Origin of the sequence: Saccharopolyspora indica, assembly GCF_027853965.1 — a bacterium.
Taxonomy (GTDB): Bacteria; Actinomycetota; Actinomycetes; order Mycobacteriales; family Pseudonocardiaceae; genus Saccharopolyspora; species Saccharopolyspora indica.
In genome coordinates, this window is sequence record NZ_JAQGLB010000011.1 from 60,981 (window position 1) to 83,227 (window position 22,247).

Below are 22,247 nucleotides of genomic sequence, written 5' to 3' on the forward strand. Positions count from 1 at the left end.
ATGCGATCGTTCCAGGTGAACATCACCGAGGCCGACGTGGCGGACCTCCGGCGCCGGATCGCCGCCACCCGGTGGCCCGACGAGGTGCCCGGCGCCGGTTGGGCCAGGGGAGTGCCCGGCGACTACCTGCGGGACCTCGCCGAGTACTGGCGCACCGGCTTCGACTGGCGCGCGGTCGAGGCGCGGCTGAACCTCTACCCCCAGTTCCGCACCGAGATCGACGGTGCCACCGTGCACTTCCTGCACGTGCGCTCGCCGGAACCGGATGCCACGCCGCTGCTGCTCACGCACGGCTGGCCCGGTTCGTTCGTCGAGTTCCTCGACGTGATGGGGCCGCTGGCGGATCCGCGGGCGCACGGCGGCGACCCGGCCGACGCGTTCCACCTGGTGGTCCCGTCGATCCCCGGCCACGGCTTCTCCACCCCGCTGCCCGAGCCGGGGTGGGGCACCCACCGGACCTCGCTGGCGTGGGCCGAGCTGATGCGGCGCCTGGGCTACCGGGACTACCTGGTGCAGGGCGGTGACGTGGGAGCGGTGGTCGCGCTGCAGCTGGGCCGCAACGACCCCGAGCACGTCCGCGGGGTGCACGTGAACATGTTGCTGACGGTGCCCTCCGGGGACCCGGCCGAGCTCGACGGGCTGGACGAGCTCGACCAGCAGCGGCTGGCCGCGCTGGCCCGGTTCGACACCGAGCTCTCCGGATACCTGAAGATCCACTCCACCCGGCCGCAGACCCCGGCGTACGCGCTCAACGACTCACCGGTCGGCCAGCTGGCCTGGGTGGTGGAGAAGTTCCGCGAGTGGAGCGACTCGGAAGCGGTGCCGGAAGAGGCCATCGACCGGGATCGCATGCTGACCATCGCCAGCCTGTACTGGTTCACCGGCAGCCTGGGTTCCTCGACGCAGTTCTACTACGACGACGCCGATCAGCTCCCCCGGACCAGCGACGGTGCGCAGCCGGCGCCGAAGCCGATCGTCGCACCGGTCGCGGTCGCCGTGTTCCCGAAGGACATCATCCTGCCGATCCGGCGGCTGGCGCACCGGGACCTCCCGACGATCTCCCGGTGGACCGAGTTCGACCGGGGCGGGCACTTCGCCGCCCTGGAGCAACCGGACCTGCTGGTGGGCGACATCCGCGACTTCGCCCGTTCGCTGCGGGACGCGCTGGTGCCGAACCGGTAGTGCGCAGTTTTGAAGACGTCCGGCCGCGGCGCCGCGGTCAGGATTGGCAAATGTGGACGGAGCGGTTCCGCGCCGGACCGTCCCGCGCGGACGCCTCGCCGAGGTGTCCGTTGTGGACACTTGAGATCACGATCCGTGGAGGGGACGCCGTATGGTTTCGCTGGAACCGGTCCTGCTCGACCACACGCGGTACTGGAACCGCAGGGCGGAAACCATGTCGCGGTCCGAGCTGGCCGAGTGGCAGTGGCACAAGCTCAAGCGGGCGCTGGACCACGCCAGGCGCGGATCGTCGTTCTGGGCCGAGCGGATTCCCGCCGACGTCGAGTCGATGGCGGACTTCACCGAGCGCGTTCCGCTGCTGCACAAGAAGGACCTGCTGGCCGCCCAGCAGGAGGCCCCGCCGTTCGGCAGCTGGCCCGCGCTGGCCCCGGAACTCGGATCCCGGTACCACCAGACCAGCGGCACCAGCGGGAACCCGCCGGTGCGCACGTTCGACACCGCGGCCGACTGGGCGTGGTCGGTGGACATCTTCTGCACCGCGCTGCACGCCAACGGCGTCCGCCCGGGCCACCGCGGCATGGTCTGCTTCGGCTACGGCCTGTTCATGGGCTTCTGGGGGATGCACTACGCGCTGGAGCGGATGGGGTGCATGAGCGTCCCTTCCGGAGGGCTGGACTCGCGGGCCAGGGTCCAACTGCTCGTGGACCAGCAGATCGAGGTGATCGGCTGCACGCCCAGCTACGCGCTCCGGCTGCTCGAAACCGCCCGCGAGATGGGGATCGACCTGGCGCGCGACGGCAACGTCCAGGTCATCCTCGCCGGGGCGGAGCCGCGACCGGACTCCACCACCGACGCCATCGCCGCGGGCTTCGGCGCGCGGGTGTTCAACGCGGCGGGCACCACGGAGCTCGGTGCGGTGTTCATGTTCGAGTGCCCGTCGCGGCGCAACGCGTGCCACGTCGTCGAGTCGCACATCGTGGAGGAGGTGCTGCACCCGGACACGCTGCGCCCCGTCGGCTACGGCGAGGTCGGGGTGCGGGTGGCCAGCAGCCTCGGCCGCTCCGGGATGCCGCTGTTCCGGCACTGGACGGAGGACCTGGTGATCCGGCGGCCGTGGCACGCGTGCGAGTGCGGGCGCACCTGGGACTTCTACGACGGCGGCATCCTCGGCCGCACCGACGACATGAAGAAGATCCGCGGCATCTCGGTGACGCCGGTGATGTTCGAGGACGTCATCCGCCGGTTCTCCGACGAGGTCAGCGAGTACCAGACGGTCCTGCGCAAGGACCGCGGACTGGACACCGTGGTGCTGCGGGTCGAACCCACCACCGCGATGCGCCCGGACCTGGGGCAGCGCATCAGCGGGCAGGTCAAGAGCGAGATCGGCATCCGGCCGGAGGTGGAGCTGGCCGAACCGAGCAGCCTGCCCCGATCGGACTGGAAGACGGCGAGGTTCCTCGATGAACGGTGAATTGGCTCCCAGCCAGCTGCGGCGGCTGCACGAGCACTACGACGGTCTGCGCGAACTGGCCGCGAGCTGCGATGTGCCCGCGGTGCGGGCCGCGGTCGGCGTCGCGGTCGCAGAGCTGCGCGTCGCCCTCGACGGCCAGACGCTGGACCTGGACTTCTACGAAACGGGAACCGCGGACGCCCGAGCGGCGAGCGCGGCGGTGTGAAGCGGGCTTCGGCGCCCGCCGAAGCCCCACCGCAGCCGGCTCCGCCGCATTCCGAAACGAGCTTGACATCTGGAAGGACCGCAATGGTTGTGCAGGACAAGGTGGCCGGGGAAGCCACCGGACCGGTTGCCGGGGGATCCCGGAAGATCCCGAAACTGGAAGGGGTGCGCGGCCTGTGCGCCGGGGTGGTGCTGCTCTACCACACGGCGTTCTTCGCCGGCGTGCTGGCGCTGCCGGGAAGTCCGGGCACACCGGTGTTCGGCTTCCTGTTCACCGGCCTGGAGGTCTTCCTCCCGCCGTTCTTCGTGCTGTCCGGCTACCTGCTGTACCGGTCGTTCGCGAAGTCGGTGATCACGGGTGCGCCGCGTCCGGCGATCGGGTCGTTCCTGGCCCGCCGCTCGGTGCGGATCCTGCCCGCGTTCTGGGTCCTGACCGCTTTCTGCCTGCTGGTCCTGAACTTCAACAGCATCGACGGCGTCTGGTACGTCCTGCGACCGCTGCTGCTGCTGCACTCCTTCCAGATGTCCACCTGGCCCGCCGGGATGGAAGCGACCTGGACGGTCACCACCGAGATGACCTTCTACCTGCTGCTGCCGGTGTTCGCCTGGTTCATCCAGCTGTTCGCCGCGCGGGCGCCCGAACCCGCCCAGCGGGCGCAGCGGATGCTGCTGCCCATCCTGCTCATCGGTGCGGTCGGCCTGATCTGGCAGGCCTACATCAGCGCCCCGTCGGCGGTGTCCATCCCGGACCCGGCGTTCTGGCCGCCGCGCTACTTCGGCACCTGCGCGATCGGCATGGCGCTGGCGGTGCTGTCGGTGCAGGCCGAGGTGCACGGTCCCGGCGGGCTGTTCCGCCTGGTCCAGCGCCACCCCAACAAGTTCTGGCTCGGCGCGCTGGTGGCGTACCTGGTGAACCTGCCGAAGCCGTTCGGCACCCCCGGCGCGGGCGACTGGGCGGCGATGCTGCAGATGATGGTCGACCACGTGCTGATCCTGGTGTTCTCCACGCTGCTGCTGCTCCCGCTGCTGGTGCCGGACGTCCGGTCGCGGCTGATGGACGCGGTGCTGGCCAACCGGCCGATCCGCTACCTCGGGCGCATCTCCTACGGCGTGTACCTCTGGCACATGGCGGTGCTCCTGCTGGTGGTCGGCCTGGGCGACGTGTTCGGCGGGCAGGGCCCGGCCAGCCCGACGTCCTACGGCGGCGCGGGCGCCGACCTGGGGTTCTGGCCGCTCCTGCTGCTCGTGCTGTCCTGCACGGTGGCGATCGCGACGGTCAGCCACTTCCTGCTCGAACAGCCGCTGGCGCGGCTGGTGAACCGGAAGACGAGGTGAACCGGGATGCGCAGGATCGTCGCGATCAACGGTTCGGAACGAGCCGAGGGCAACACGCTGGGGGTGCTGGAGCACGCGGCCACGACCCTGGCCACGAGATCGGTCGAACTGGAGATCGTCCGGCTCGCCGAGCTGCGCATGGGCCCGTGCGGGCCGTGCGGGGACTGCAACTCCCGGACCGTGGCGTGCGAGGTGGACGACGACATCGCCGACGTGGTCCGCCGGATGACCGCGGCCGACGGGATCATCTACGCCGCACCGGTGCACGGCTTCGGCACCTCCGCGCTGATGCAGGCGTTCATCGAGCGCTCCGGGGTCGGCTACCTGCGGTTCGACCGCCCGCTGACCAACAAGGTCGCCGGGGTGATCGTCACCGGTCGGCGCTACGCCCACACCGAGGTCCACAGCCACCTGGTCACCAACGTCATGCTCAACCGCATGGTGCTGGTGGGCAGCGGTTTCCCGGCGATCGTCTACGGCAACCAGCCCGGTGACGCCGAGCACGACGACGAAGGCCTGCAGATGGTGGACCGGATGCTGCACCGGATGGTGGACATGATCGAGGTGCTGCACGAGCACCGCGAGCTCACCGGCAGGGACGGACTCGACACCGATCTGGCCAACGAGCGCGACGACCGCTGGTTCGCGGCGCGCAGCTCGCCCATCGGCTGACCCGACGTTTCAGGAGGAGCGGATGCTGCCGAGCGAGAGCACCGCGCAGGAGTTCCTGCGCGGCTACCGGGACGGGCTTCTGTCCGAAGAGGACTTCGACGCGTGGTACCGCCACCGGCTGGCCGAGGTCCTGCGGCACGTCACCGGGAAATCGGACTTCTACCGCGAGCACTTCGCCGGGGTGGCACTGGAATCGGTGACTCCCGATGACCTCTCGGCACTGCCGTTCACCACCAAGGAGCACCTGCGCGAGGCGATGTTCTCGGTGCTGAGCGGGACCATCGACGAGGCCGCGGTCTACTACGAGACGACCGGGACGACGGGTGCGGCCACGCCCTGCCCGCGCAGCGCGAACGAGATCGCGTTGAGCAACCTGCACGTGGCGGACTCCTGGCGGTCGGTCTTCGCGGCCCGCTTCGGCGACCGGATGCCGGTGATCGCGCTGATGGGGCCCTCGGAGCTCTACGCGTTCGGCGACACCTTCGGCGAGGTCGCCCAGCAGTTGGGCGCCTGCCACGTCAAGCTGTGGCCGGAGTCGAACCGGGTCGGTTTCGAACGGGCGTTGCGGCTGCTCGAGCAGCTCCGCGTCGAGGTCGTGGTCTGCGCACCGGCGTTGTGCCTCAGCCTGGCCAAAGCCGCCCAGCACTACGGATACGACCTGCGCGAGGACTTCGACATCGAGCTTTTCCTGGTGCTGGGGGAGATCTGCACGCCGGAGTTCTCCGAGAACGTGGCGTCGCTGTGGGGCGCACCGGCGCTGCCGACGCTGTACGGATCGCAGGAGGCGCTGGCGATCGGCACCGGGTGCGCGCACCGCCGCCTGCACCTGTCCGATCCCAACTACCTGGTCGAGATCCTGGAACCGGGCACCGACCGGGTGCTGGGCCGCACCGGCACCGGCGAGCTGTGCCTGACCATGCTCATCGACGGCATCAAACCGCTGATCCGGTACCGCACCGGCGATCTGGTGCGGGTCGGCGACCGGTGCGACTGCGGCCGGGCGGGTTCGGTGGTCGAGGTCCTCGGCCGGGTCGCCGACGGCGTCGAGCTGGGTGGCAGGCGGCTGCAACCGGCCGAGATCGAGACGGCGGTGCTCGGCGGGTTGCGCGGTTGCCTGGGCTACCAGGTGGTCCTCGACCGGGCCGCTGACGGCGGCGACGAGGTGACCGTCCGGCTGGACCTGCTGCCCGAGGTCAGCGGCGACACCGGTGCGGTGGCGGCGGGCGTGCTGGCCAGGTTGCGGGAGCTGGCCGACGTGCGGGCCGAGGTCTCGGTGCAGTCGGCGCTGGACCCGGTGACCCACACCGGGGCCTACGTCAGCTGGAAGGCGGCGCGGATCCTGGACAACCGGACGGCCCCGGACAGCGCGACCCTCGTGGCCAGGCAGGTCGCGTCCCGCTATGCGATCACCGGGGAGCGGCGCTGATGAACCTGCTGGAGAAGGTGCGGGTGCGCACCGAATCCCGCGTGATCGAGGCCCCGGCGGATCCGCTGTCCGCCTACTGCGCGCTGGCGGCCAGGTTCGGCCGGGAACAGGTCTACCTGCTGGAATCGGCGGCCGGGCCGCAGCGCGACGTCCGGCACGAGTTCATCGGCTTCGGTGAGCTGCTCACCGTGTCGGTGACCCGGTCGCTGGTGCGGGTGACCGGGATTCCGGTGCTGCGCGACGGCGTGCGGGAGCGGATGGCGCCGCTGCTCGTCCGCGGCGCGGACGGGTGGCGGTTGCGGGAACCGCGCGACCTGTGGCCGGTGCTGCGCGTGGTGCAGGGCATGTTCGACACCGGGGAAGCACCGCACAGCCCCGGTTTCGGCTTCCTCGCGCACCTCGGGTACGACGCCGCGCGCTACATCGAGGATCTGCCGTACCTCATCGACCAGGAACCGGAACTGCCGGACGTGCACCTCGCGCTGCACCAGGGCTGCGTGGTGACCGACCTGGACCGGCGCACCAGCCGGGTGCTGGTGCACTCCGGGGACGGCTGGCCGGAGCTGGACGCGGACGGGATCGCCGAACTGGTGGCCCAGGCCCGCACCGGGCCCGCGAACACCACGGCCATCGCGGCCGAATCCGTGCACGACGACACCACCCGCGAGTCCTACCTGTCCGATGTGGAGCGCTGCCACGAGCACATCGCCGCGGGGGACATCTACCAGGTGCAGCTCGGGCACGAGATCGCGGTGACGAGCTCGCTCGACCCGTCGGAGGTCTACCGCCGCCTCCGGCACCGCAACGCCTCGCCCTACATGTACCTGACCCACCTCGCCGGGCACACCGTCGTGGGCGCCAGCCCGGAGCTGTTCGTCCAGGTGGAGGACGGCACGGTCACGATGCGGCCGATCGCGGGCACCGTGCCCCGGCACGGGGTCGCCGACGAGGTCGCCGCCCGCCGCCTCCGCGCCGACGCCAAGGAACTGGCCGAGCACACCATGCTGGTGGACCTGTGCCGCAACGACATCGGGCGGATCTGCCTGCCGAACAGCCTCGACGTGCCCAGCGAGCTGGTCGTCGAGCGCTTCTCCCACGTGCAGCACCTGGTTTCGACGGTCGTCGGACGAGCCGCCGAGGACACCGACGTCTTCGACATCATCGCCGCGCTGTTCCCCGCGGGCACCGTGACCGGCGCCCCCAAGATCCGCGCCATGGAGATCATCGAGGAGCTGGAGAGCAGCCGGCGCGGCTTGTACGCGGGCGCGGTCGGGCTGATCGGCTGCGACGGCTACGCCAACCTCGCGCTGTGCATCCGCACCCTGATCCACTCCGGCGACGTCTACCGCACCCGCGCATCGGCCGGCGTGGTGGCCGACTCCGACGCGGGCCGGGAGTGGGTGGAGACGCTGGCCAAGTCCAGCGCCGCCTACTGGGCGGTGACCGGGCAGGAGCTGCTCTAGCCGGGTGCGGGCACTGAGCACTTTGGAAGATGTGGCCACCCGGGCCGTGCACCGAAACTGAACCGTGGCGAGGGCGGCGCTGTCCGCATCGCCCGAGCCGAACCAACTGGAGGTCCCGATGCGGCCGTTCCGAATCGAGATCCCGCAGGCCGACCTCGACGACCTGCACCGCCGGATCGCGGCGACCAGGTGGCCGAGCGAGGTCGCCGACGTCGGCTGGGACCGCGGCGTGCCGGTCGGCTACCTGCGGGAACTGGCCGAGCACTGGCGCACCGACTACGACTGGCGGGCAGCGGAGGCCCAGCTCAACGCCCATCCGCAGTTCATCACCGAGATCGACGGCGCCGACGTGCACTTCCTGCACGTGCGCTCGCCGGAGCCGGGCGCCACCCCGCTGCTGCTCACGCACGGCTGGCCGGGTTCGGTCGCCGAGTTCCTCCCGGTGATCGGCCCGCTGACCGACCCGGCCGCGCACGGCGGTGACCCCGCGGACGCCTTCCACCTGGTGATCCCCTCGATTCCGGGCTACGGGTTCTCCGGGCCGGTCACCGAGCGCGGCTGGGACGTGGTCCGGGTCGCGCACGCGTGGGGCGAGCTGATGCGGCGGCTCGGGTACGAGCGCTACTACGCCCAAGGCGGCGACTGGGGGACGGCGATCTCCCTGCAGCTGGGCCGGGCGTTCCCGCGGAACGTGCTCGGCGTCCACGTGAACATGCTCGTCACCTTCCCGTCCGACGACCCCGAGGTGCTGGCCGGGCTGGACGAGCGGGACCAGGAACGGCTGGCCCGGATGGTGTGGTTCCACCAGGAGTGCACCGGGTGGCAGCGCATCCAGTCCACCCGGCCGCAGACCCTGTGCTACGGCCTCACCGACTCCCCGGTCGGCCAGCTGGCGTGGGCCGTGGAGAAGTTCAAGGAGTGGAGCAGCGGGAAGGTCCCGGAGGACGCGCTGGACCGCGATCACCTGCTGACCAACGTCACGATCTACTGGCTGACCGCCACCGCGGGCTCCGCCGCGCAGCTCTACTACGAATCCTCCCGGACCGAGGAGGACAACATCCGAACCTGGGGCGGGCCGTGGGACCTGGCGATGCCGGTCGGCGTGGCGGTGTTCCCGCACGACGCGACCCCGCCGGTCCGCCGCTTCGCCGAGCCGATGATCCCGACGCTGTCGCACTGGACGGAGTTCGACCGGGGCGGGCACTTCGCCGCGATGGAGCAGCCGGAGCTGCTCGTCGACGACGTCCGGCGATTCGTCCGGTCCTGCGCCGACCGGAGCTGACGCCCCGCGAGAGGACGACGTGCGCTACTTCTCCCTGTCCGAGTTCACCGGAGCGGCGGGCCTGCGCCGCGGCGACCGCGAGCCACCGCGGCCCGGGCTCCGCCAGGTGCTGGTCCGGTTGCGGGCCTGGTCGCTCAACCACCGCGACCTGCTGATCGCCGAGAACCGGTACGGGCCCGAGGTCCGGCCCGGAGTCGTCCCGCTGTCCGACGGCGCCGGCGAGGTGGTCGAGGTGGGCGCCGAGGTGAGCCGGTGGCGCACCGGGGACCGGGTGATCGGGATCTTCCTGCCGAACTGGATCTCCGGCGAGGCCCGGGCGGAGTCGTTCGCCGCGGCGCTGGGCGGTTCCGCGGACGGGGTGCTGACCGAGTACGCGGTGTTCGACGAGCAGGCGCTCGTGGCCGCCCCGGAGCACCTGAGCTTCGCGGAGGCCGCCACCTTGCCGTGCGCGGCGGTGACCGCCTGGCAGGCGGTGGTCGAGGTCGGCGGCGGGCGACCCGGTCAGCAGGTGCTCACCCTGGGCAGCGGCGGTGTCTCGGTGTTCGCCGTCCAGCTCGCCCGCGCGCTCGGCGTGCGCGTGGTCGCGACCTCCAGCAGCGATGAGAAGCTCGCGCGACTGGCCGAGCTCGGCGCTGCGGAGCTGGTGAACTACCGCGAAGTCCCGGAGTGGGGCAAGGACGTGGCGGCCCGCACCGGCGGCGGCGTCGACAACGTGATCGAGGTCGGCGGCGCGGGAACCCTGCCGCAGTCCCTGCGCGCGGTGCGCCCCGGCGGCCGGATCAGCGTGATCGGGGTGCTGGAAGCGGGTCCGGGGATCAGCCCGGTCCCGCTCCTGCGCAAGGCCTTGCGACTGCAAGGCGTCTACGTGGGCAGCCGCGAGATGTTCGAGGCGCTCAACCGCACCCTGGTCCAGCACCGCCTGCACCCGGTCGTCGACCGGGTCTTCCCGTTCTCCGAAGCGGAGCAGGCGTACCGGTACTTCGCCACCCAGCAGCACTTCGGCAAGGTCGTCATAGTCGAGGACGGTCCTTGACCGCGAACTTCCCGGACCGGCCGGGAAAACCCGAACAGGAACAAGGAAGGAAGGGGACAACGATGGCAGATGCGCAGTCGATCGTCCAGCGGACCGTCGACGAGCTGGTCGAATCCGGCGCCGACACAGGTGTCCAGGTCGCCGTCTACCAGGACGGCGAGCTGGTGGTCGACGCGGTCGCCGGAGAGATGGACGTGGAAGCGCACCACCCGGTCACCTCGGACACGCTGTTCTTCGGCGTCTCCGCGGGCAAGGCGGTGACCTCGACGCTGGCGCACGTGCTGGTCGAGAAGGGCGTGCTGGCCTACGACACCCCGATCGCGGAGGTGTGGCCGGAGTTCGCCGCGCACGGCAAGGACAAGGCCACGCTCCGGCACGCCCTGATCCACGGCACCGGGGTGCCCGCCGTGGCCGGCGACATCACGCCGGAGACCATCGGCGACTGGGACAAGGTGGTCGCCGGGATCGCGGACATGGAGCCGTGGTGGGAGCCCGGGACCAAGACCGGTTATCACGCGGTGAGCTACGGCTTCATCGTCGGCGAGATCATCCGCCGGGCCACCGGGAAGAGCCTGGCCCAGGCGCTGAAGGACGAGGTGACCGGCCCGCTCGGCGTGGCCGACGACCTGATGTTCGGCGTTCCGGAGGACAAGCTCGGCCGGGTCGCGAGCCTGGTGGAGGTGCCGCCGGAGGAGCCGCCGCCGGCCTTCGAGATCCCTGCCGACCACCCGATGTTCCGGACCGCGCCGGCGTGCCTGCAGCCCAGCTGCGAGCTGTACAACCGCCGGGACTTCCGCACCGCGGACATCCCGTCCGGCGGCACGATGACGGCCAAGGCGCTGGCGAAGATGTACGCCGCGCTGCTCGGTGAGGTCGACGGCGTCCGCCTGGTCTCCCCGGAGCACCTGGCGGAGATCAACTCGGTGGTCACCGAGGACGTCGACCAGGTCTTCCTGGTCCCGATGCCGATGAAGTTCGGCTACGCGATCCGGCGCTTCGACCCGAGGCCGGAGCACACCGAGTTCGGTTGGTCCGGCACCATCGGCACGCACGCCGACGCCGACCCGACCACCGGTGTGACCTTCGCGTTCCTGCGCAACCGGTACACCGCGGGCGACTTCAACTCGGCCGCGAAGGTGTGGGAGGCGGTCGCGAAGGCGACCGCGTAACCGGTTCCGCCGAGCCGGAGAACGAAAGTGGCCTGTCCTGCGATCGCGGGACAGGCCACTTTCGTTCCCGACGTGGCGGGGACTTCCGGGTGCGAGACGTGTCGGTGCCCCGTGGGCGCGCTGCCCACGGGGCACCGATCACGCGGTCAGCCGACGATCGCGGTGCGCTCGTCGGCCTCGTCGGGAACCGGCTGCTGGGCCGCCGCGCTGCGGCGGGCGGCCAGGCGGCGGTGGACCAGGCGCATCACGGGCTTCTCGACGCCGACGTGGGTCAACCAGGCGACCAGCGCGGAGGCCGCCAGGTACGCGGCGAACAGCGCGATGTTCGCCGCGGCGGGCAGCGCCGCCGTCGGGTCCTCGATCAACCCGGCCTGCGCCAGCCACAGCCGCGGGTAGTCCCGGGCGCCGCTGGGCGTCGGCACGTAGACCACGGTGAACAGGAAGAAGGCCACGTGCACGGCGTAGAAGCAGAACGAGATCTCACCGAAGAAGTTCAGCACCCGGGAGCGCAGCGGTGACCACGCACCGGTCATGTCGGCCTTCGCCGCGGCGCCGATCAGCACCGCGAACGGGATGAGCATGCCCGCCACGGGCTGCATGGCCGGCGGCAGCGCCAGGTTGATCGCGAAGCCGGCCACCAGCAGCACCAGCGCGACGGGCAGCCCGGGCACCAGCTGCGGGCTGCGCTGAACCAGCTTGGCGAGCACGATGCCCAGCACGAACTCGACCAGCCGCATCGCCGGGAACAGGTAGCCGAACCAGTAGGCGAAGCCGTCCTCGTAGCCCATCAGCGGGGCCATCACCTGCGGTGCGGGCTCGCGCAGCGCGAACACCTCCGAAACCAGCCCGGGCAGCGCGAAAGCGGCCACCACGCAGCCCGCGGCGGTCAGCCAGAGCGCAGTGCGCCGGGCTCTGCCGAACACCAGCAGCAGGGCCGGGAAGGTGAGGTAGAAGAACGCCTCGCAGCTCAGCGACCACGTCACCGGGTTCAACCCCAGCGAGTAGGCCTGGTCCGGGATCCACGCCTGGACCAGGAAGACGTGGCTGAGCACCACCGATCCGCTCGGCCACATCCCGGTCAGCAGCCCGCCGAGCAGCACCACGCCGATCGTGCTCACCGCGAACACCGGGTAGACCTTCGCCGCCCGGCGCAACCAGAACTCCCCGGCCGAGCGGTCCACCGGGGTGCACCAGGTGAGGATGAAACCGCTCAGCACGAAGAAGAACGACACGCCGATGACACCGGTGCCGAACAGGACGTGCAGAACCTCGTCGGAGGCACCCCGCTGCTCGGCACCGACTTCGGTGGAGAACTGCATGCCGGTGAAGTGGTGGCCGAAGACCAGCAGTGCGGCGAACGCCCGCAACGCCGTCAGCGACGGCAGCCGGCCGCCTCTCGACGGCGCTGGTACGGGTCCGTTGTGCATGTCACTAACCCCTTCCGGTTCAGGCGGCGCTGGTGGTCGCGCCGGTGCCCAGCACGACCGGGAACCGCTCCAAGCCGGGCACGATGAGCCGGTCGCGGTAGGTCGCACCACCGGCGTCGGCGAGCTGCGGGAACCGGCGGAGCAGGCGCGGCACCGCCACCCTGGCCTCCAGGCGGGCCAGCGTCGCACCGAGGCACAGGTGGATGCCGCCGCCGAAGCTCAGCGGCTTGTTCGCCGGGCGGTGCGGGTCGAAGCGGTGCGGGCGCGGGAACCGGTCGGGGTCCCGGTTCGCCGCGGCCAGGTAGAGCAGAACCCTGGTACCGGCGGGAATCGCGGTGCCCAACAGGTCCACATCGGACTGCGCCCACCGGCTGGTCGCCTGCACCGGCGGATCCAGCCGCAGCGTCTCCTCCACGTACCCGGCGGCGAAGTCCGGATCGCCGCGCAGCTGCTCGGCGTGCTCCGGGTGCCGGAAGGCGGTGGCCAGCGCGCTGCCGAGCAGGTGGGTCGTGGTGTCGAACCCGGCCACCAGCAGCAGCACCAGGTTGCCCACCAGCTCGGCCTCGTCCAACGTGCCGGGGTCCGCGTCGTGCACGCGCACCAGCTCGGTGAGCAGGTCGTCGCCGGGCTGCTCCCTGCGGTGCCGGAACTGCTCCTGGAAGTAGGCGGTCAGCTCGTCCATCGCCGCGTCGGCGGCGGTGAGCCGCTCCAGGTTGGTGATCCCCTCCAGCGCCACGGTGACGTCGGCGGCCACCTCGCGGAACCAGACCTGGTCCGATTCGGGGACGCCGAGCAGCGCGCCGATCACGCCGACCGGGAGCCGGAAGGCGAACTCGGCCATGAAGTCCACCGCGGACCCGTCCGCGCCGAGTTCGGCCATCCGGTCGAGCAGCCGGTCGGTCAGCGCGGTCACCACCGGCTCCAGCGCCAGCATCCGCCGCGCGGTGAACGCCCCGGCGACCAGCCGCCGCATCCGGGTGTGGTCGGGCGGGTTGCGGTACAACATCGAGTTGGTGAACCCGCGCAGCGACGAGTGCGACCGCCAGCCCGGATGGCTGATGTCGTGGCTGGTCTCGTCCTGCACCAGCAGCCGCTGCTCGCGGAGCGCGGCGAGGCATTCGGCGTGGCCGACCGCGGCGAACAGGCCCGGCTTGACCGGGACCAGGTTCCCGTGCTCCCGGATCGCCTCGTAGTGCGGATGCGGGTTCCTGCGGCCGGCCGGGGTCACCAGCGCCGCGATCGCCTCGTCGGGACGCATTGCGCGCACTCCTCTCGGATCGCCGCTCACCGCACCACCAGTTCCAGCAGGGCCAGCACCCCGGCGGCGTGCACGGCGGTCACCGCCAGCCCGGCCCGGTCGGCCAGTTCGGAGAGCTCGTCGACGTCGCGTTCCTTGCCGCCGTAGTAGGCGAGCATCCGCAGGTCCATGGTCGAGTTCTTGGCCGCCCCGCTCGCCCCGATCCGCTCGGCGACGAACACCGAACCGCCCGGACCGGCGGCCGCCGCGCACCGCCGCAGGATCCGGACGGCGGGTTCGTCGGCCCAGTCGTGGATGATCGACGACAGCAGGTACGCCTCGCCGTCGTCGGGGAGCTGCTCGAAGAAGCTGCCCGCCACCACGTTCGCCCGGTCGGCGACGCCGCCTTCGGCGAGCACCCGCTCGGCGGCTTCGGCGGCCTCGGGCAGGTCGAAGACCGTTGCGCGCAGGGCGGGGTGGGCCGTCAGCAGGTCCCGCACCAGCGTCCCGTTCCCCCCGCCGACGTCCACCAGGTGACCGAGCGATCCCCAGTCGTAGGCGCGCACGAGGTCGGGTCCGCGCACCGCCAGGTCGGCGGCCATCCGGTCGTTGAAGGACGCGGCGCGTTCCGGTTCGCGGTCCAGGTCGTCCCAGAAGGACAGGCCGAACTGGACCGGGAAGGCGGCTTCGCCGGTGCGCACGCTGTGCAGCAGCTGGACGAACGACAACTCGGCCCGGCCCACCGCGCCGTCGATGTCGAGCATCGCCCGGATCCCCGCGGGGTGGTCCGAGCGGAGGGGCTCGGCCTGCGGCGTCAGCCGGTAGCCGTTCGCCTCGGCGACGAGCACGCCCTTGTCGGCGAGGTGCCGCAGCACCCGCTCCAGCGCGTGCTGGTCGGTGCCGGTGGCGGTGGCCAGCTCGGCTGCGCTGCGGTGGCCCGCGGCGAGGTGGTCGGCGACCCGCAGCGTCGCGATCACCCGCAACGCCATCGGCGTGGCGAGGTGTGCCATCGCCCAGATCTGCGCACCGGTGTCGTCGCTCACCACAGGTTCCTCCTTCGCGGACTGCCCGCACCGAGCCGCGCGGCGCCGCTGATGCTGCCAGCGACCGCCGCCGCCGGGCTTCTCCGGACTTGCCCGGTGCGATCGCCAACTGCGCACGTGCGGAGATGGCGCGGGCGCCGGTTTCGGGCACATTCGGTTCAGGTGCGCACGTGCCTGCGCGGTGCCGCCGGAAACCGGAAGAGGAGTCGGGTTGCGGATTCTCGTCGTCGACGCGTTCGACAGCTTCGTCTACATCCTGCGCCAGTACCTGATGTCGGCCGGCGCGGAACCCACCGTGGTGCGCTCCAACGAGCTCCGGCTCGACGACGTCCAGCGCATCGCACCGGACGCGATCCTGCTGGGCCCGGGGCCGGGCCACCCGGACAGCTCCGGGCACGTCGAGCTCGTCCGGGCTTTCGCCGGCGAGCTGCCGATCCTCGGGGTGTGCCTCGGGCACCAGGCGATCGGGCTGGCCTACGGGGCCGAGGTCGTCCGCGCGCCGCGCGTCGTGCACGGCAAGACCAGCCGGATCGACCACGACCGGCGCGGACTGTTCGCCGGCATGGCCGACGGCTTCGAGGCCACCAGGTACCACTCGCTGGCGGTGGCCGCGGACAGCGTGCCGGACTGCCTGGAGGTCACCGCGCGCGCCGCGGACGACGGCGTCGTGATGGGCCTGCGGCACCGCGCGCTGCCGGTGGAGTCGGTCCAGTTCCACCCGGAGAGCGTGCGCACCGAATCCGGGCTGCGGATGATCGAGAACTTCGTCGGGGCGGGCTCGGCCCTCGCCGGCCGGGTACCCGATTCGGCCTGATCCGCGCGTCCGGCGTCCCACAACCCGCGATTGCCACCGGCCCGCAGCGCTGGATGGTCCGACGATTGGAGCAGCACGATTCCCGGCTACATCGAAGTCCGCGGAGCGCGCGAGAACAACCTCAAGAACGTCTCCCTGGACATACCCAAGAAGAAGATCACCGTGTTCACCGGGGTCTCCGGTTCGGGGAAGTCCTCGTTGGCCTTCGGCACCATCGCCGCCGAATCGCAGCGGCTGTTCAACGAGACCTACCCGGCGTTCATCCAGTCCCTGCTGCCGAGCTACGGGCAGCCCGACGCCGATTCGATCGCGAACATGTCCGCGGCGATCGTGGTCGACCAGCAGCAGCTGGGCGGGAACTCGCGGTCGACCGTCGGCACCGCCACCGACCTGCACACCCTGCTGCGACTGCTCTACACCCGGATCGGCGAGCCCGCGGTGGGCAACGCCAAGGAGCTCTCGTTCAACGATCCGCAGGGCATGTGCCCGGAGTGCGAGGGCATCGGGCACGCCGCCGAGATCGACCTCGACCGGCTGCTGGACCGGGACAAGTCGCTCAACGAGGGCGCGATCCGGTTCCCGACGTTCGAAGTGGACACCATCTACTGGGGCTACTTCGTCGGTTCGGGGCTGTTCGACAACGACAAGGCGCTGCGGGACTTCACCGAGCAGGAGTGGCAGGACTTCCTGCACCTGCCGAGCAAGAAGGTCAAGGTGAAGATGGGCGGTACGGGTACCGTCAACGTCACCTACGAGGGCCTGCTGCCGAAGTTCCGGCGGCTGTACGTGACCAAGGGCGCGGACCAGCTGCAACCGCACCTGCGCGGCCCCTACCGCGAGGTCGTCACGACCGGGCCGTGCAAGCACTGCGAGGGCAGCAGGCTCAACGCGGCCGCCCGGGAGTGCCGGATCGAGGGCACCGGCATCGCCGACTGCGCGGCCATGCAGCTGTCCGACCTGGCCGAGTTCGTCCGGACCATCACCGAACCATCGGTCGGGCCCCTGGTCTCGGCCCTGCTCACCAGGTTGGACAACCTAGTCCACATCGGACTCGGCTACCTCACCCTGGACCGGCCGACGACCACGCTCTCCGGCGGGGAGTCGCAGCGCCTCAAGCTCGTCCGGCACCTCTCGTCGAGCCTGACCGACATGACCTACGTCTTCGACGAGCCCGGTGTCGGGCTGCACCCGCAGGACGTGCAGCGGCTCAACGAACTGCTGATCGGGTTGCGGGACAAGGGGAACACGGTCCTGGTGGTGGAGCACCGCCCGGCGGTGATGGCCATCGCCGACCACCTGGTCGACATGGGGCCCGCGGCCGGCCAGCACGGTGGTGAGGTGGTCTTCCAGGGCGAGTTCGCGGGCCTGCGCGAATCCGGCACGCTCACCGGCGAGCACCTGGACAGCAGCCAGCCGGTCAAGGCCGAGGTGCGCAAGCCCGACGGCAAGCTCTCCATCACCGGCGCCGACTCGCACAACCTGCGCGATGTCAGCGTGGACATCCCGACCGGGGTGCTGACCGCGGTCACCGGGGTCGCGGGCGCGGGCAAGAGCACGCTGATCCGGGAGCACCTCGTCGCGGTGCACCCGGACGTGGTGTTCATCAACCAGCACGTCACCCGCGGCTCGAAGAGGTCGAACCCGGCCACCTACACGGGGATCCTCGACCCGATCCGCAAGGCGTTCGCCACCGCGAACAAGGTGAGCGCGGCGCTGTTCAGCGCGAACTCGAAGGGCGCCTGCCCGGACTGCCAGGGGCTGGGCCTGATCTACACGGATCTGGCGCACCTCGAACCGGTGGTCAGCACCTGCGAGACGTGCCAGGGCAAGCGCTTCAACGCCGACGTGCTCAAGCACACCCTGCGCGGCCGGGACATCAGCGAGGTGCTGCGGATGTCGGTCACCGACGCGCTGGAGTTCTTCACCGAACCGGCGATCGCACCGGTGCTGCGCGCCATGGAGGACGTCGGGCTCGGCTACCTGACCCTGTGGCAGCCGCTGAGCACGCTGTCCGGTGGTGAGCGGCAGCGCCTGAAGCTCGCGCTGGAGCTGGAGAAGACCGGGCAGGTCTACGTGCTGGAAGAACCCACCACCGGCCTGCACATGAACGACGTCGACAAGCTCGTCGGACTGCTGGACCGGCTGGTGGACAACGGCAGCACGGTGGTCGTGATCGAGCACAACCTGGACGTGATCGCGCGTGCGGACTGGGTGGTGGACCTCGGTCCCGGCGCGGGACGCGACGGCGGCCAGGTGGTGTTCGAGGGACCGCCGGCGAAGCTGCTCAAGAGCCGCAAGTCGGTCACCGCCAAGTACCTCGCCCAGCACCAGAAGGGCAGCGCGGGCAAGGGCTGAGGACCCGATTCGACCCCGCGCCCGCGAAAGCGGGGCGCGGGGTCGAACGCTCGGTTCACGGGGTCCGCGGCAGGCCGTCCAGCAGCGCCCGCAGCGTGCGGTCGGGATCGTCCTCGCGGTACAGCAGTTTCACGTGCGTGCGGACCGGTGGTGCCAGTTCCACGACGCGGGTGTCCCGCACCGGTGCGTGCTCGGCGTGCCAGCGGTCGGTGAACGAGCAACCGAGCCCGGAGCCGACCAGGTGCTCCCAGGCGAGGCGCTCGTCGGTCTCGCACACCACGCGCGGCCGGATTCCGAGCGAGGCGAACCACAGGTCGAGCTGCCTGCGCCGGTGACCGGTGGCGGGCACGATCAGCGGCAGACCGCCGAGGTCGGCGTGGGGGAGCGGTGCGCGCACCGGAATCCCGGTCGGGCACAGCAGCACGATCTCGCGGCGTCCCAGCGACGTGGTGCCCAGCCCGGCGAGCACCCGGCCCGGTGCGGGGAGCTCGACGACACCGGCCATCGCCTGCCCGCTGCGCACCATGGCGGCGACTTCGGCGGGCCCGTCGCGCCGCGCGAGGGACACCGTCGCCGTCGGGCACCGCTCGGTCAGCACCCGCAGGAGTCGCGGCGCCGTCCCGGCGCCGAGGGTGGGCGTCGCCGCCAGCACGAGCTCGCGGTCGTCGCCCAAGGACAGGATGTCCGCGACGTGGTCGGAGATCGATCGCGCGTGGGAGGCGACCGCCAGCCCGGCCGGTGTCGGGTGCAACCGCTGCCCGTCCGAGGTCAGCAGCGACGCGCCGACCTCCCGCTCCAGCGCCCGCACCGCACGCCCGAGCGCGGGCTGGGAGACGTGCAGCGCGCGAGCGGCAGCGGTCATCGTGCCGTGCTCGATGACGGCCACGAGATAGCGCAGCTGTTGCAGGTTCATGTCCAGTGGGTATGGAAGCAAACCGAACCGGACTTGGACAAGTGCTTGGTTGGTCCGATGTCATGGGAACTCCGGTGCACCCGAGGAGAGGTGGCGTCATGAGGCGGAGTTTTCGGTGGTGGGCGGCTTCGACGGCGGCGGTCGCGGGCATGCTCGCGACGACTGCGGTGAGTCCCGCGCAGGAACCGCTGGACGTCCTGCTGACCAACGACGACGGGCATGCGGCGCCCACGCTCGCGGTCTTGAAGCAGGCGCTGACCGCTGCCGGGCACCGGGTGACCGTCGTCGCCCCGTGCGACGACCAGAGCGGCAGCGGCACCGAGCTGTCCTCGAACTACGCGACCGGGGAGCCGACGCGGGAGAACACCATCGAGGCGAAGCGGCTGGCCCCGGACGTCTGGGCGGTGTGCGGCTCGCCCGGCGACGCGGTGCTGTTCGGGGTCCAGAACGTCTTCGCCGCCGATCCGCCGGACGTCGTGGTCTCCGGCGTGAACCCGGGGCAGAACTCCGGAGCGGTCGCCAACCACTCCGGCACGGTCGGCGCCACCGTCGCCAGCGGGGAGCTGGCCATCCCCGCCATCGCGGTCAGCGTCGAGATCGACGTCAGCACCGACCCGCCGCAGGTCGGTTCGGCGCCCGCCGCCGCCGAGTACGCGACCCGCTTGCTCGACCAGCTGCGGAGCACGTCGAACGGTGGGCCGCTGCTCCCGCGGCACATCGCGCTCAACATCAACTACCCGGTCGCCGCCGAGGTCGCGGGCACGCGGGTGACCTCGACCGGTCGTGCGGCGTTCGTCCGGCCGCAGTACGAGCCCACCGACCTGTGCCCCGACTGCTACGTCATCCGGCCCGCGTTCGACACCTCGCCCGACCCGGTCGCCGACTCCGACAACAACGCGCTGGCGGCCGACCACGTCTCGGTCACCCCGCTCGACGGTGACTGGACGGCCGACGAACGGGTCCGGTCGTCGATCCGGCAACGCCTCGGCGCGCTCCGGCCGTGAGCGCTCAGCTCGGTTCGGTCGGCAGCGAACCGACCTCGCAGTCCCGGACGCCGATCGTGTCGCGGGTGAACGACTCGACCTCCTTCTGCGCGCGCTGCGGGTCGTTCACCCAGTTCCGGTAGAAGTCGAACGGGCAGTCGGCGATGCCCTTGTCGCCCTCACCGGCCGCGTGCACGGCGGAGTAGCCGCGGTGCAGCAGCTTGAAGAGGTGGTTCTGCGACTGGTCGTGGCGGCGGGCGTCGCGGATCGCCGACACCGACAGCTGGGCGTACTGGATGCCGTACTCCTCCTCGCCGGTCTCGCCGAGGGTGCGGCCGTCGAAGCCGATGATCGCCGAGTGGCCGAAGTAGGAGTAGACGCCGTCGAAGCCCGCGGCGTTGGCCACCGCGACGTAGCAGTTGTTCGCCCACGCCATCGCCTTGGACATCAGGACCTGCTGCTCCTTGGCCGGGTACATGTAGCCCTGGCAGCGCACGATCAGCTCGGCGCCCTTCATCGCGCAGTCCCGCCAGATCTCGGGGTAGTTGCCGTCGTCGCAGATGATCAGCGAGATCTTCATGCCCTTGGGGCCGTCGGCGACGTGCGTGGTGTCGCCCGGGTACCAGCCCTCGATGGGGACCCACGGCAGCACCTTGCGGTACTTCTGCACGATCTCACCGCGGTCGTCGAGCAGCACCAGCGTGTTGTACGGCGGTTTGGCCGGGTGCTCCTCGTGCCGTTCGCCGGTGATGGAGAAGATGCCCCAGGTCTCGGCCCGGCGGCAGGCGTCGGCGAAGATCTCGGTCTCCTCGCCGGGGATGGCGGACGCCGTCGCGAACATCTCGTCGCGGTCGTACATGATGCCCTGCGTCGAGTACTCCGGGAACACGACGAGGTCCATGCCGGGCAGGCCGGTCTTCATGCCGACCACCATCTCCGCGATCCGCCGCGCGTTGGCGAGCACTTCGGCCTTGGTGTGCAACCGCGGCATCTTGTAGTTGACGACCGCCACGCCGACGGTGTCCGGGCTGGCTGAGATGTCTCCGTGTCGCATCGCTGCCTCCGCGAACAGGAATTTTCATGTGGAATTATTCCGAATGAAAGTAAAACGGCGTGGTGGTGCCGTCAAGCGCGGGGCTCTAGAGCCGGGTGATGACGTCGAAGTCGTAGCCGTCGGCGACGGCCAGGTGAACGTGCTGGGCCGCCTGCTGCCCGCGGAACTCGACGGTGCCGCGCGGGCCCTCGTAGGCCGTGCCGTCGATCGCGGCGTTGAGCTCGGCGAGCCCCGGCGAATCCGCCCGGCGGGCGAGCTCGGCCAGCGCGTGCAGCCCCTCGTAGCAGGACTCGGCGGCGTTGTTCAGCGGCGGTGCGCTCGGCCCGTGCAACCCGACGTACGAGCTGAGCAGGTCCATCGCGTGCCCGGTGGCCAGCGAGCGGAAGTACCCCGCGGCGACGAACAGGCCGCGGGTGGCGTGCGCGCCGCTGGCCAGCAGCATGCTCTCCTCCATGAGCGGGCTGAACCGCACCAGCCTGTCGTGCAGGCCCTCGGCGGCGAAGGCCCGGTTGAACCGCACCGCGTCCTGACCGACGAGCAGCATCAGCACGCCGTCGCACGGTGCGGCGGCCACCTGCCTGGTCACCCGCCGCATGTCGCCGGAGCCCAGCCCGACGTAGGTCTCACCGGTGATGCTCAGGCCGAGCTCGTGCGCGAAGGTGCGGATCGCCCTGGTCGAGCCGTGCGGCCACACGTAGTCGTCACCGACCACGAACCAGCGGCGGACGCCGAGGTTGTCGCGCAACCACCGCAGCGCCGGGGCGATCTGGAACCGCGGTGTCTCACCGGAGCAGAAGATGCCCGCCCGCCGCTCACCGCCCTCGTACAGCGAGGTGTAGACGTAGGGCACCCGGTCGGCCACCACCGGCGCGATCGCGTGCCGCACCGAGGAGATGTGCCAGCCGCTGACCGCGTCCACCGCACCGAGCTCGACCAGCCGCCGGACCTCGGCGGCGACCTGGTGCGGCGGCGCGCCGCCGTCCACGACCTCCACCGCGACCTGCCTGCCGAGGATGCCGCGCGCCCCGTTGAGCTCGTGCACCGCGAGTTCGGTGACCGCCTCGCACGACGGGCCGAACAACCCGGCCGGGCCGCGCAGCGGGATCACCATGCCCACGCGCCACTGGGCGGTGCGCTCGCGGAGCGCTGAGCCTGTCGTCATCCGGGCTCCGAAACGGTGTGGA

At 71.1% G+C, this 22,247-nt stretch carries 19 protein-coding genes; 13 read left to right on the forward strand and 6 right to left on the reverse strand.

Features of this window, described 5'->3' with window-relative positions:
• The 10 genes from OU416_RS23385 to OU416_RS23430 all read left to right on the forward strand — a co-directional run bounded on the left by OU416_RS23385 (position 1) and on the right by OU416_RS23430 (position 11,237).
• On the forward strand, positions 1 to 1,182 hold the full coding sequence (locus OU416_RS23385) for an epoxide hydrolase family protein (protein WP_270929162.1): 1,182 nt from the start codon (positions 1 to 3) through the stop codon (positions 1,180 to 1,182).
• A gap of 151 nt (positions 1,183 to 1,333) precedes the next feature.
• A complete protein-coding gene (locus tag OU416_RS23390; protein WP_270929163.1) occupies positions 1,334 to 2,653 on the forward strand; it encodes a phenylacetate--CoA ligase family protein in 1,320 nt (439 codons plus the stop codon).
• The gene (locus OU416_RS23395) at positions 2,643 to 2,858 is read left to right on the forward strand and encodes a DUF6052 family protein (protein WP_270929164.1); all 216 of its coding nucleotides are present in this window, start codon (positions 2,643 to 2,645) and stop codon (positions 2,856 to 2,858) included. The genes OU416_RS23390 and OU416_RS23395 overlap by 11 nt, the downstream gene beginning before the upstream one ends.
• Positions 2,859 to 2,941: 83 nt before the next feature.
• A complete protein-coding gene (locus tag OU416_RS23400; RefSeq protein ID WP_270929165.1) occupies positions 2,942 to 4,192 on the forward strand; it encodes an acyltransferase family protein in 1,251 nt (416 codons plus the stop codon).
• Between the two features lie 6 nt (positions 4,193 to 4,198).
• A complete protein-coding gene (locus OU416_RS23405) occupies positions 4,199 to 4,864 on the forward strand; it encodes a flavodoxin family protein (protein WP_270929166.1) in 666 nt (221 codons plus the stop codon).
• A gap of 22 nt (positions 4,865 to 4,886) precedes the next feature.
• On the forward strand, positions 4,887 to 6,290 hold the full coding sequence (locus OU416_RS23410) for a phenylacetate--CoA ligase family protein (protein WP_270929167.1): 1,404 nt from the start codon (positions 4,887 to 4,889) through the stop codon (positions 6,288 to 6,290).
• Entirely contained in the window at positions 6,290 to 7,753 is a 1,464-nt protein-coding gene (locus OU416_RS23415) for an anthranilate synthase component I family protein (protein WP_270929168.1), read from the forward strand. Before OU416_RS23410 ends, OU416_RS23415 begins: the two co-directional genes overlap by 1 nt.
• Before the next feature lie 118 nt (positions 7,754 to 7,871).
• Entirely contained in the window at positions 7,872 to 9,035 is a 1,164-nt protein-coding gene (locus OU416_RS23420) for an epoxide hydrolase family protein (protein WP_270929169.1), read from the forward strand.
• Between the two features lie 19 nt (positions 9,036 to 9,054).
• On the forward strand, positions 9,055 to 10,068 hold the full coding sequence (locus tag OU416_RS23425) for a zinc-dependent alcohol dehydrogenase family protein (protein ID WP_270929170.1): 1,014 nt from the start codon (positions 9,055 to 9,057) through the stop codon (positions 10,066 to 10,068).
• 62 nt (positions 10,069 to 10,130) lie between these two features.
• Entirely contained in the window at positions 10,131 to 11,237 is a 1,107-nt protein-coding gene (locus OU416_RS23430) for a serine hydrolase domain-containing protein (RefSeq protein WP_270929171.1), read from the forward strand.
• Between the two features lie 146 nt (positions 11,238 to 11,383).
• Here the strand turns inward: OU416_RS23430 and OU416_RS23435 are convergent, their stop codons facing one another.
• Genes OU416_RS23435 through OU416_RS23445 form a run of 3 tightly spaced genes read right to left on the reverse strand, consistent with a single transcriptional unit; the run spans position 11,384 to position 14,944 of the window.
• On the reverse strand, positions 11,384 to 12,664 hold the full coding sequence (locus tag OU416_RS23435; RefSeq protein WP_270929172.1) for an acyltransferase family protein: 1,281 nt from the start codon (positions 12,662 to 12,664) through the stop codon (positions 11,384 to 11,386).
• Positions 12,665 to 12,683: 19 nt separating this feature from the next.
• Positions 12,684 to 13,922 (reverse strand): cytochrome P450, encoded by a 1,239-nt coding sequence (locus OU416_RS23440; RefSeq protein ID WP_270929173.1) that lies wholly within the window; start codon positions 13,920 to 13,922, stop codon positions 12,684 to 12,686.
• Positions 13,923 to 13,948: 26 nt separating this feature from the next.
• The gene (locus OU416_RS23445; protein WP_270929174.1) at positions 13,949 to 14,944 is read right to left on the reverse strand and encodes a methyltransferase; all 996 of its coding nucleotides are present in this window, start codon (positions 14,942 to 14,944) and stop codon (positions 13,949 to 13,951) included.
• 211 nt (positions 14,945 to 15,155) lie between these two features.
• On the opposite strand from OU416_RS23445, the gene OU416_RS23450 reads away from it, so the two are divergent.
• Positions 15,156 to 15,758, forward strand: coding sequence for an anthranilate synthase component II (locus OU416_RS23450; protein ID WP_270929175.1), 603 nt, complete (start codon positions 15,156 to 15,158; stop codon positions 15,756 to 15,758).
• Positions 15,759 to 15,788: 30 nt separating this feature from the next.
• Positions 15,789 to 18,113 (forward strand): excinuclease ABC subunit UvrA, encoded by a 2,325-nt coding sequence (locus OU416_RS23455; RefSeq protein WP_270929176.1) that lies wholly within the window; start codon positions 15,789 to 15,791, stop codon positions 18,111 to 18,113.
• Positions 18,114 to 18,168: 55 nt separating this feature from the next.
• On the opposite strand, the gene OU416_RS23460 is transcribed toward OU416_RS23455, so the two are convergent.
• Positions 18,169 to 19,026, reverse strand: coding sequence for a LysR family transcriptional regulator (locus tag OU416_RS23460; protein ID WP_270929177.1), 858 nt, complete (start codon positions 19,024 to 19,026; stop codon positions 18,169 to 18,171).
• A gap of 98 nt (positions 19,027 to 19,124) precedes the next feature.
• Here OU416_RS23460 and surE point away from each other — a divergent pair, with 98 nt between their 5' ends.
• Positions 19,125 to 20,030, forward strand: coding sequence for a 5'/3'-nucleotidase SurE (gene surE / locus OU416_RS23465; protein WP_270929178.1), 906 nt, complete (start codon positions 19,125 to 19,127; stop codon positions 20,028 to 20,030).
• Between the two features lie 4 nt (positions 20,031 to 20,034).
• Here surE and OU416_RS23470 read toward each other — a convergent pair whose 3' ends face one another.
• A complete protein-coding gene (locus tag OU416_RS23470; protein ID WP_270929179.1) occupies positions 20,035 to 21,063 on the reverse strand; it encodes an aliphatic amidase in 1,029 nt (342 codons plus the stop codon).
• An 85-nt stretch (positions 21,064 to 21,148) separates the two neighbouring features.
• Entirely contained in the window at positions 21,149 to 22,174 is a 1,026-nt protein-coding gene (locus OU416_RS23475) for a substrate-binding domain-containing protein (protein ID WP_444420561.1), read from the reverse strand.
• Between the last annotated feature and the right edge of the window lie 73 nt (positions 22,175 to 22,247).

Bases quoted from the DNA above. Each gene is read 5' to 3' on its own strand.
- OU416_RS23405 (WP_270929166.1), top strand. From the start codon at position 4,199: ATGCGCAGGATCGTCGCGATCAACGGTTCGGAACGAGCCGAGGGCAAC.
- OU416_RS23400 (WP_270929165.1), top strand. From the start codon at position 2,942: ATGGTTGTGCAGGACAAGGTGGCCGGGGAAGCCACCGGACCGGTTGCC.
- OU416_RS23440 (WP_270929173.1), bottom strand. From the start codon at position 13,922: ATGCGTCCCGACGAGGCGATCGCGGCGCTGGTGACCCCGGCCGGCCGC.
- OU416_RS23435 (WP_270929172.1), bottom strand. From the start codon at position 12,664: ATGCACAACGGACCCGTACCAGCGCCGTCGAGAGGCGGCCGGCTGCCG.
- OU416_RS23475 (WP_444420561.1), bottom strand. From the start codon at position 22,174: ATGGTGATCCCGCTGCGCGGCCCGGCCGGGTTGTTCGGCCCGTCGTGC.
- surE (WP_270929178.1), top strand. From the start codon at position 19,125: ATGAGGCGGAGTTTTCGGTGGTGGGCGGCTTCGACGGCGGCGGTCGCG.
- OU416_RS23385 (WP_270929162.1), top strand. From the start codon at position 1: ATGCGATCGTTCCAGGTGAACATCACCGAGGCCGACGTGGCGGACCTC.
- OU416_RS23420 (WP_270929169.1), top strand. From the start codon at position 7,872: ATGCGGCCGTTCCGAATCGAGATCCCGCAGGCCGACCTCGACGACCTG.
- OU416_RS23415 (WP_270929168.1), top strand. From the start codon at position 6,290: ATGAACCTGCTGGAGAAGGTGCGGGTGCGCACCGAATCCCGCGTGATC.
- OU416_RS23410 (WP_270929167.1), top strand. From the start codon at position 4,887: ATGCTGCCGAGCGAGAGCACCGCGCAGGAGTTCCTGCGCGGCTACCGG.
- OU416_RS23390 (WP_270929163.1), top strand. From the start codon at position 1,334: ATGGTTTCGCTGGAACCGGTCCTGCTCGACCACACGCGGTACTGGAAC.
- OU416_RS23460 (WP_270929177.1), bottom strand. From the start codon at position 19,026: ATGAACCTGCAACAGCTGCGCTATCTCGTGGCCGTCATCGAGCACGGC.
- OU416_RS23470 (WP_270929179.1), bottom strand. From the start codon at position 21,063: ATGCGACACGGAGACATCTCAGCCAGCCCGGACACCGTCGGCGTGGCG.
- OU416_RS23395 (WP_270929164.1), top strand. From the start codon at position 2,643: ATGAACGGTGAATTGGCTCCCAGCCAGCTGCGGCGGCTGCACGAGCAC.
- OU416_RS23430 (WP_270929171.1), top strand. From the start codon at position 10,131: ATGGCAGATGCGCAGTCGATCGTCCAGCGGACCGTCGACGAGCTGGTC.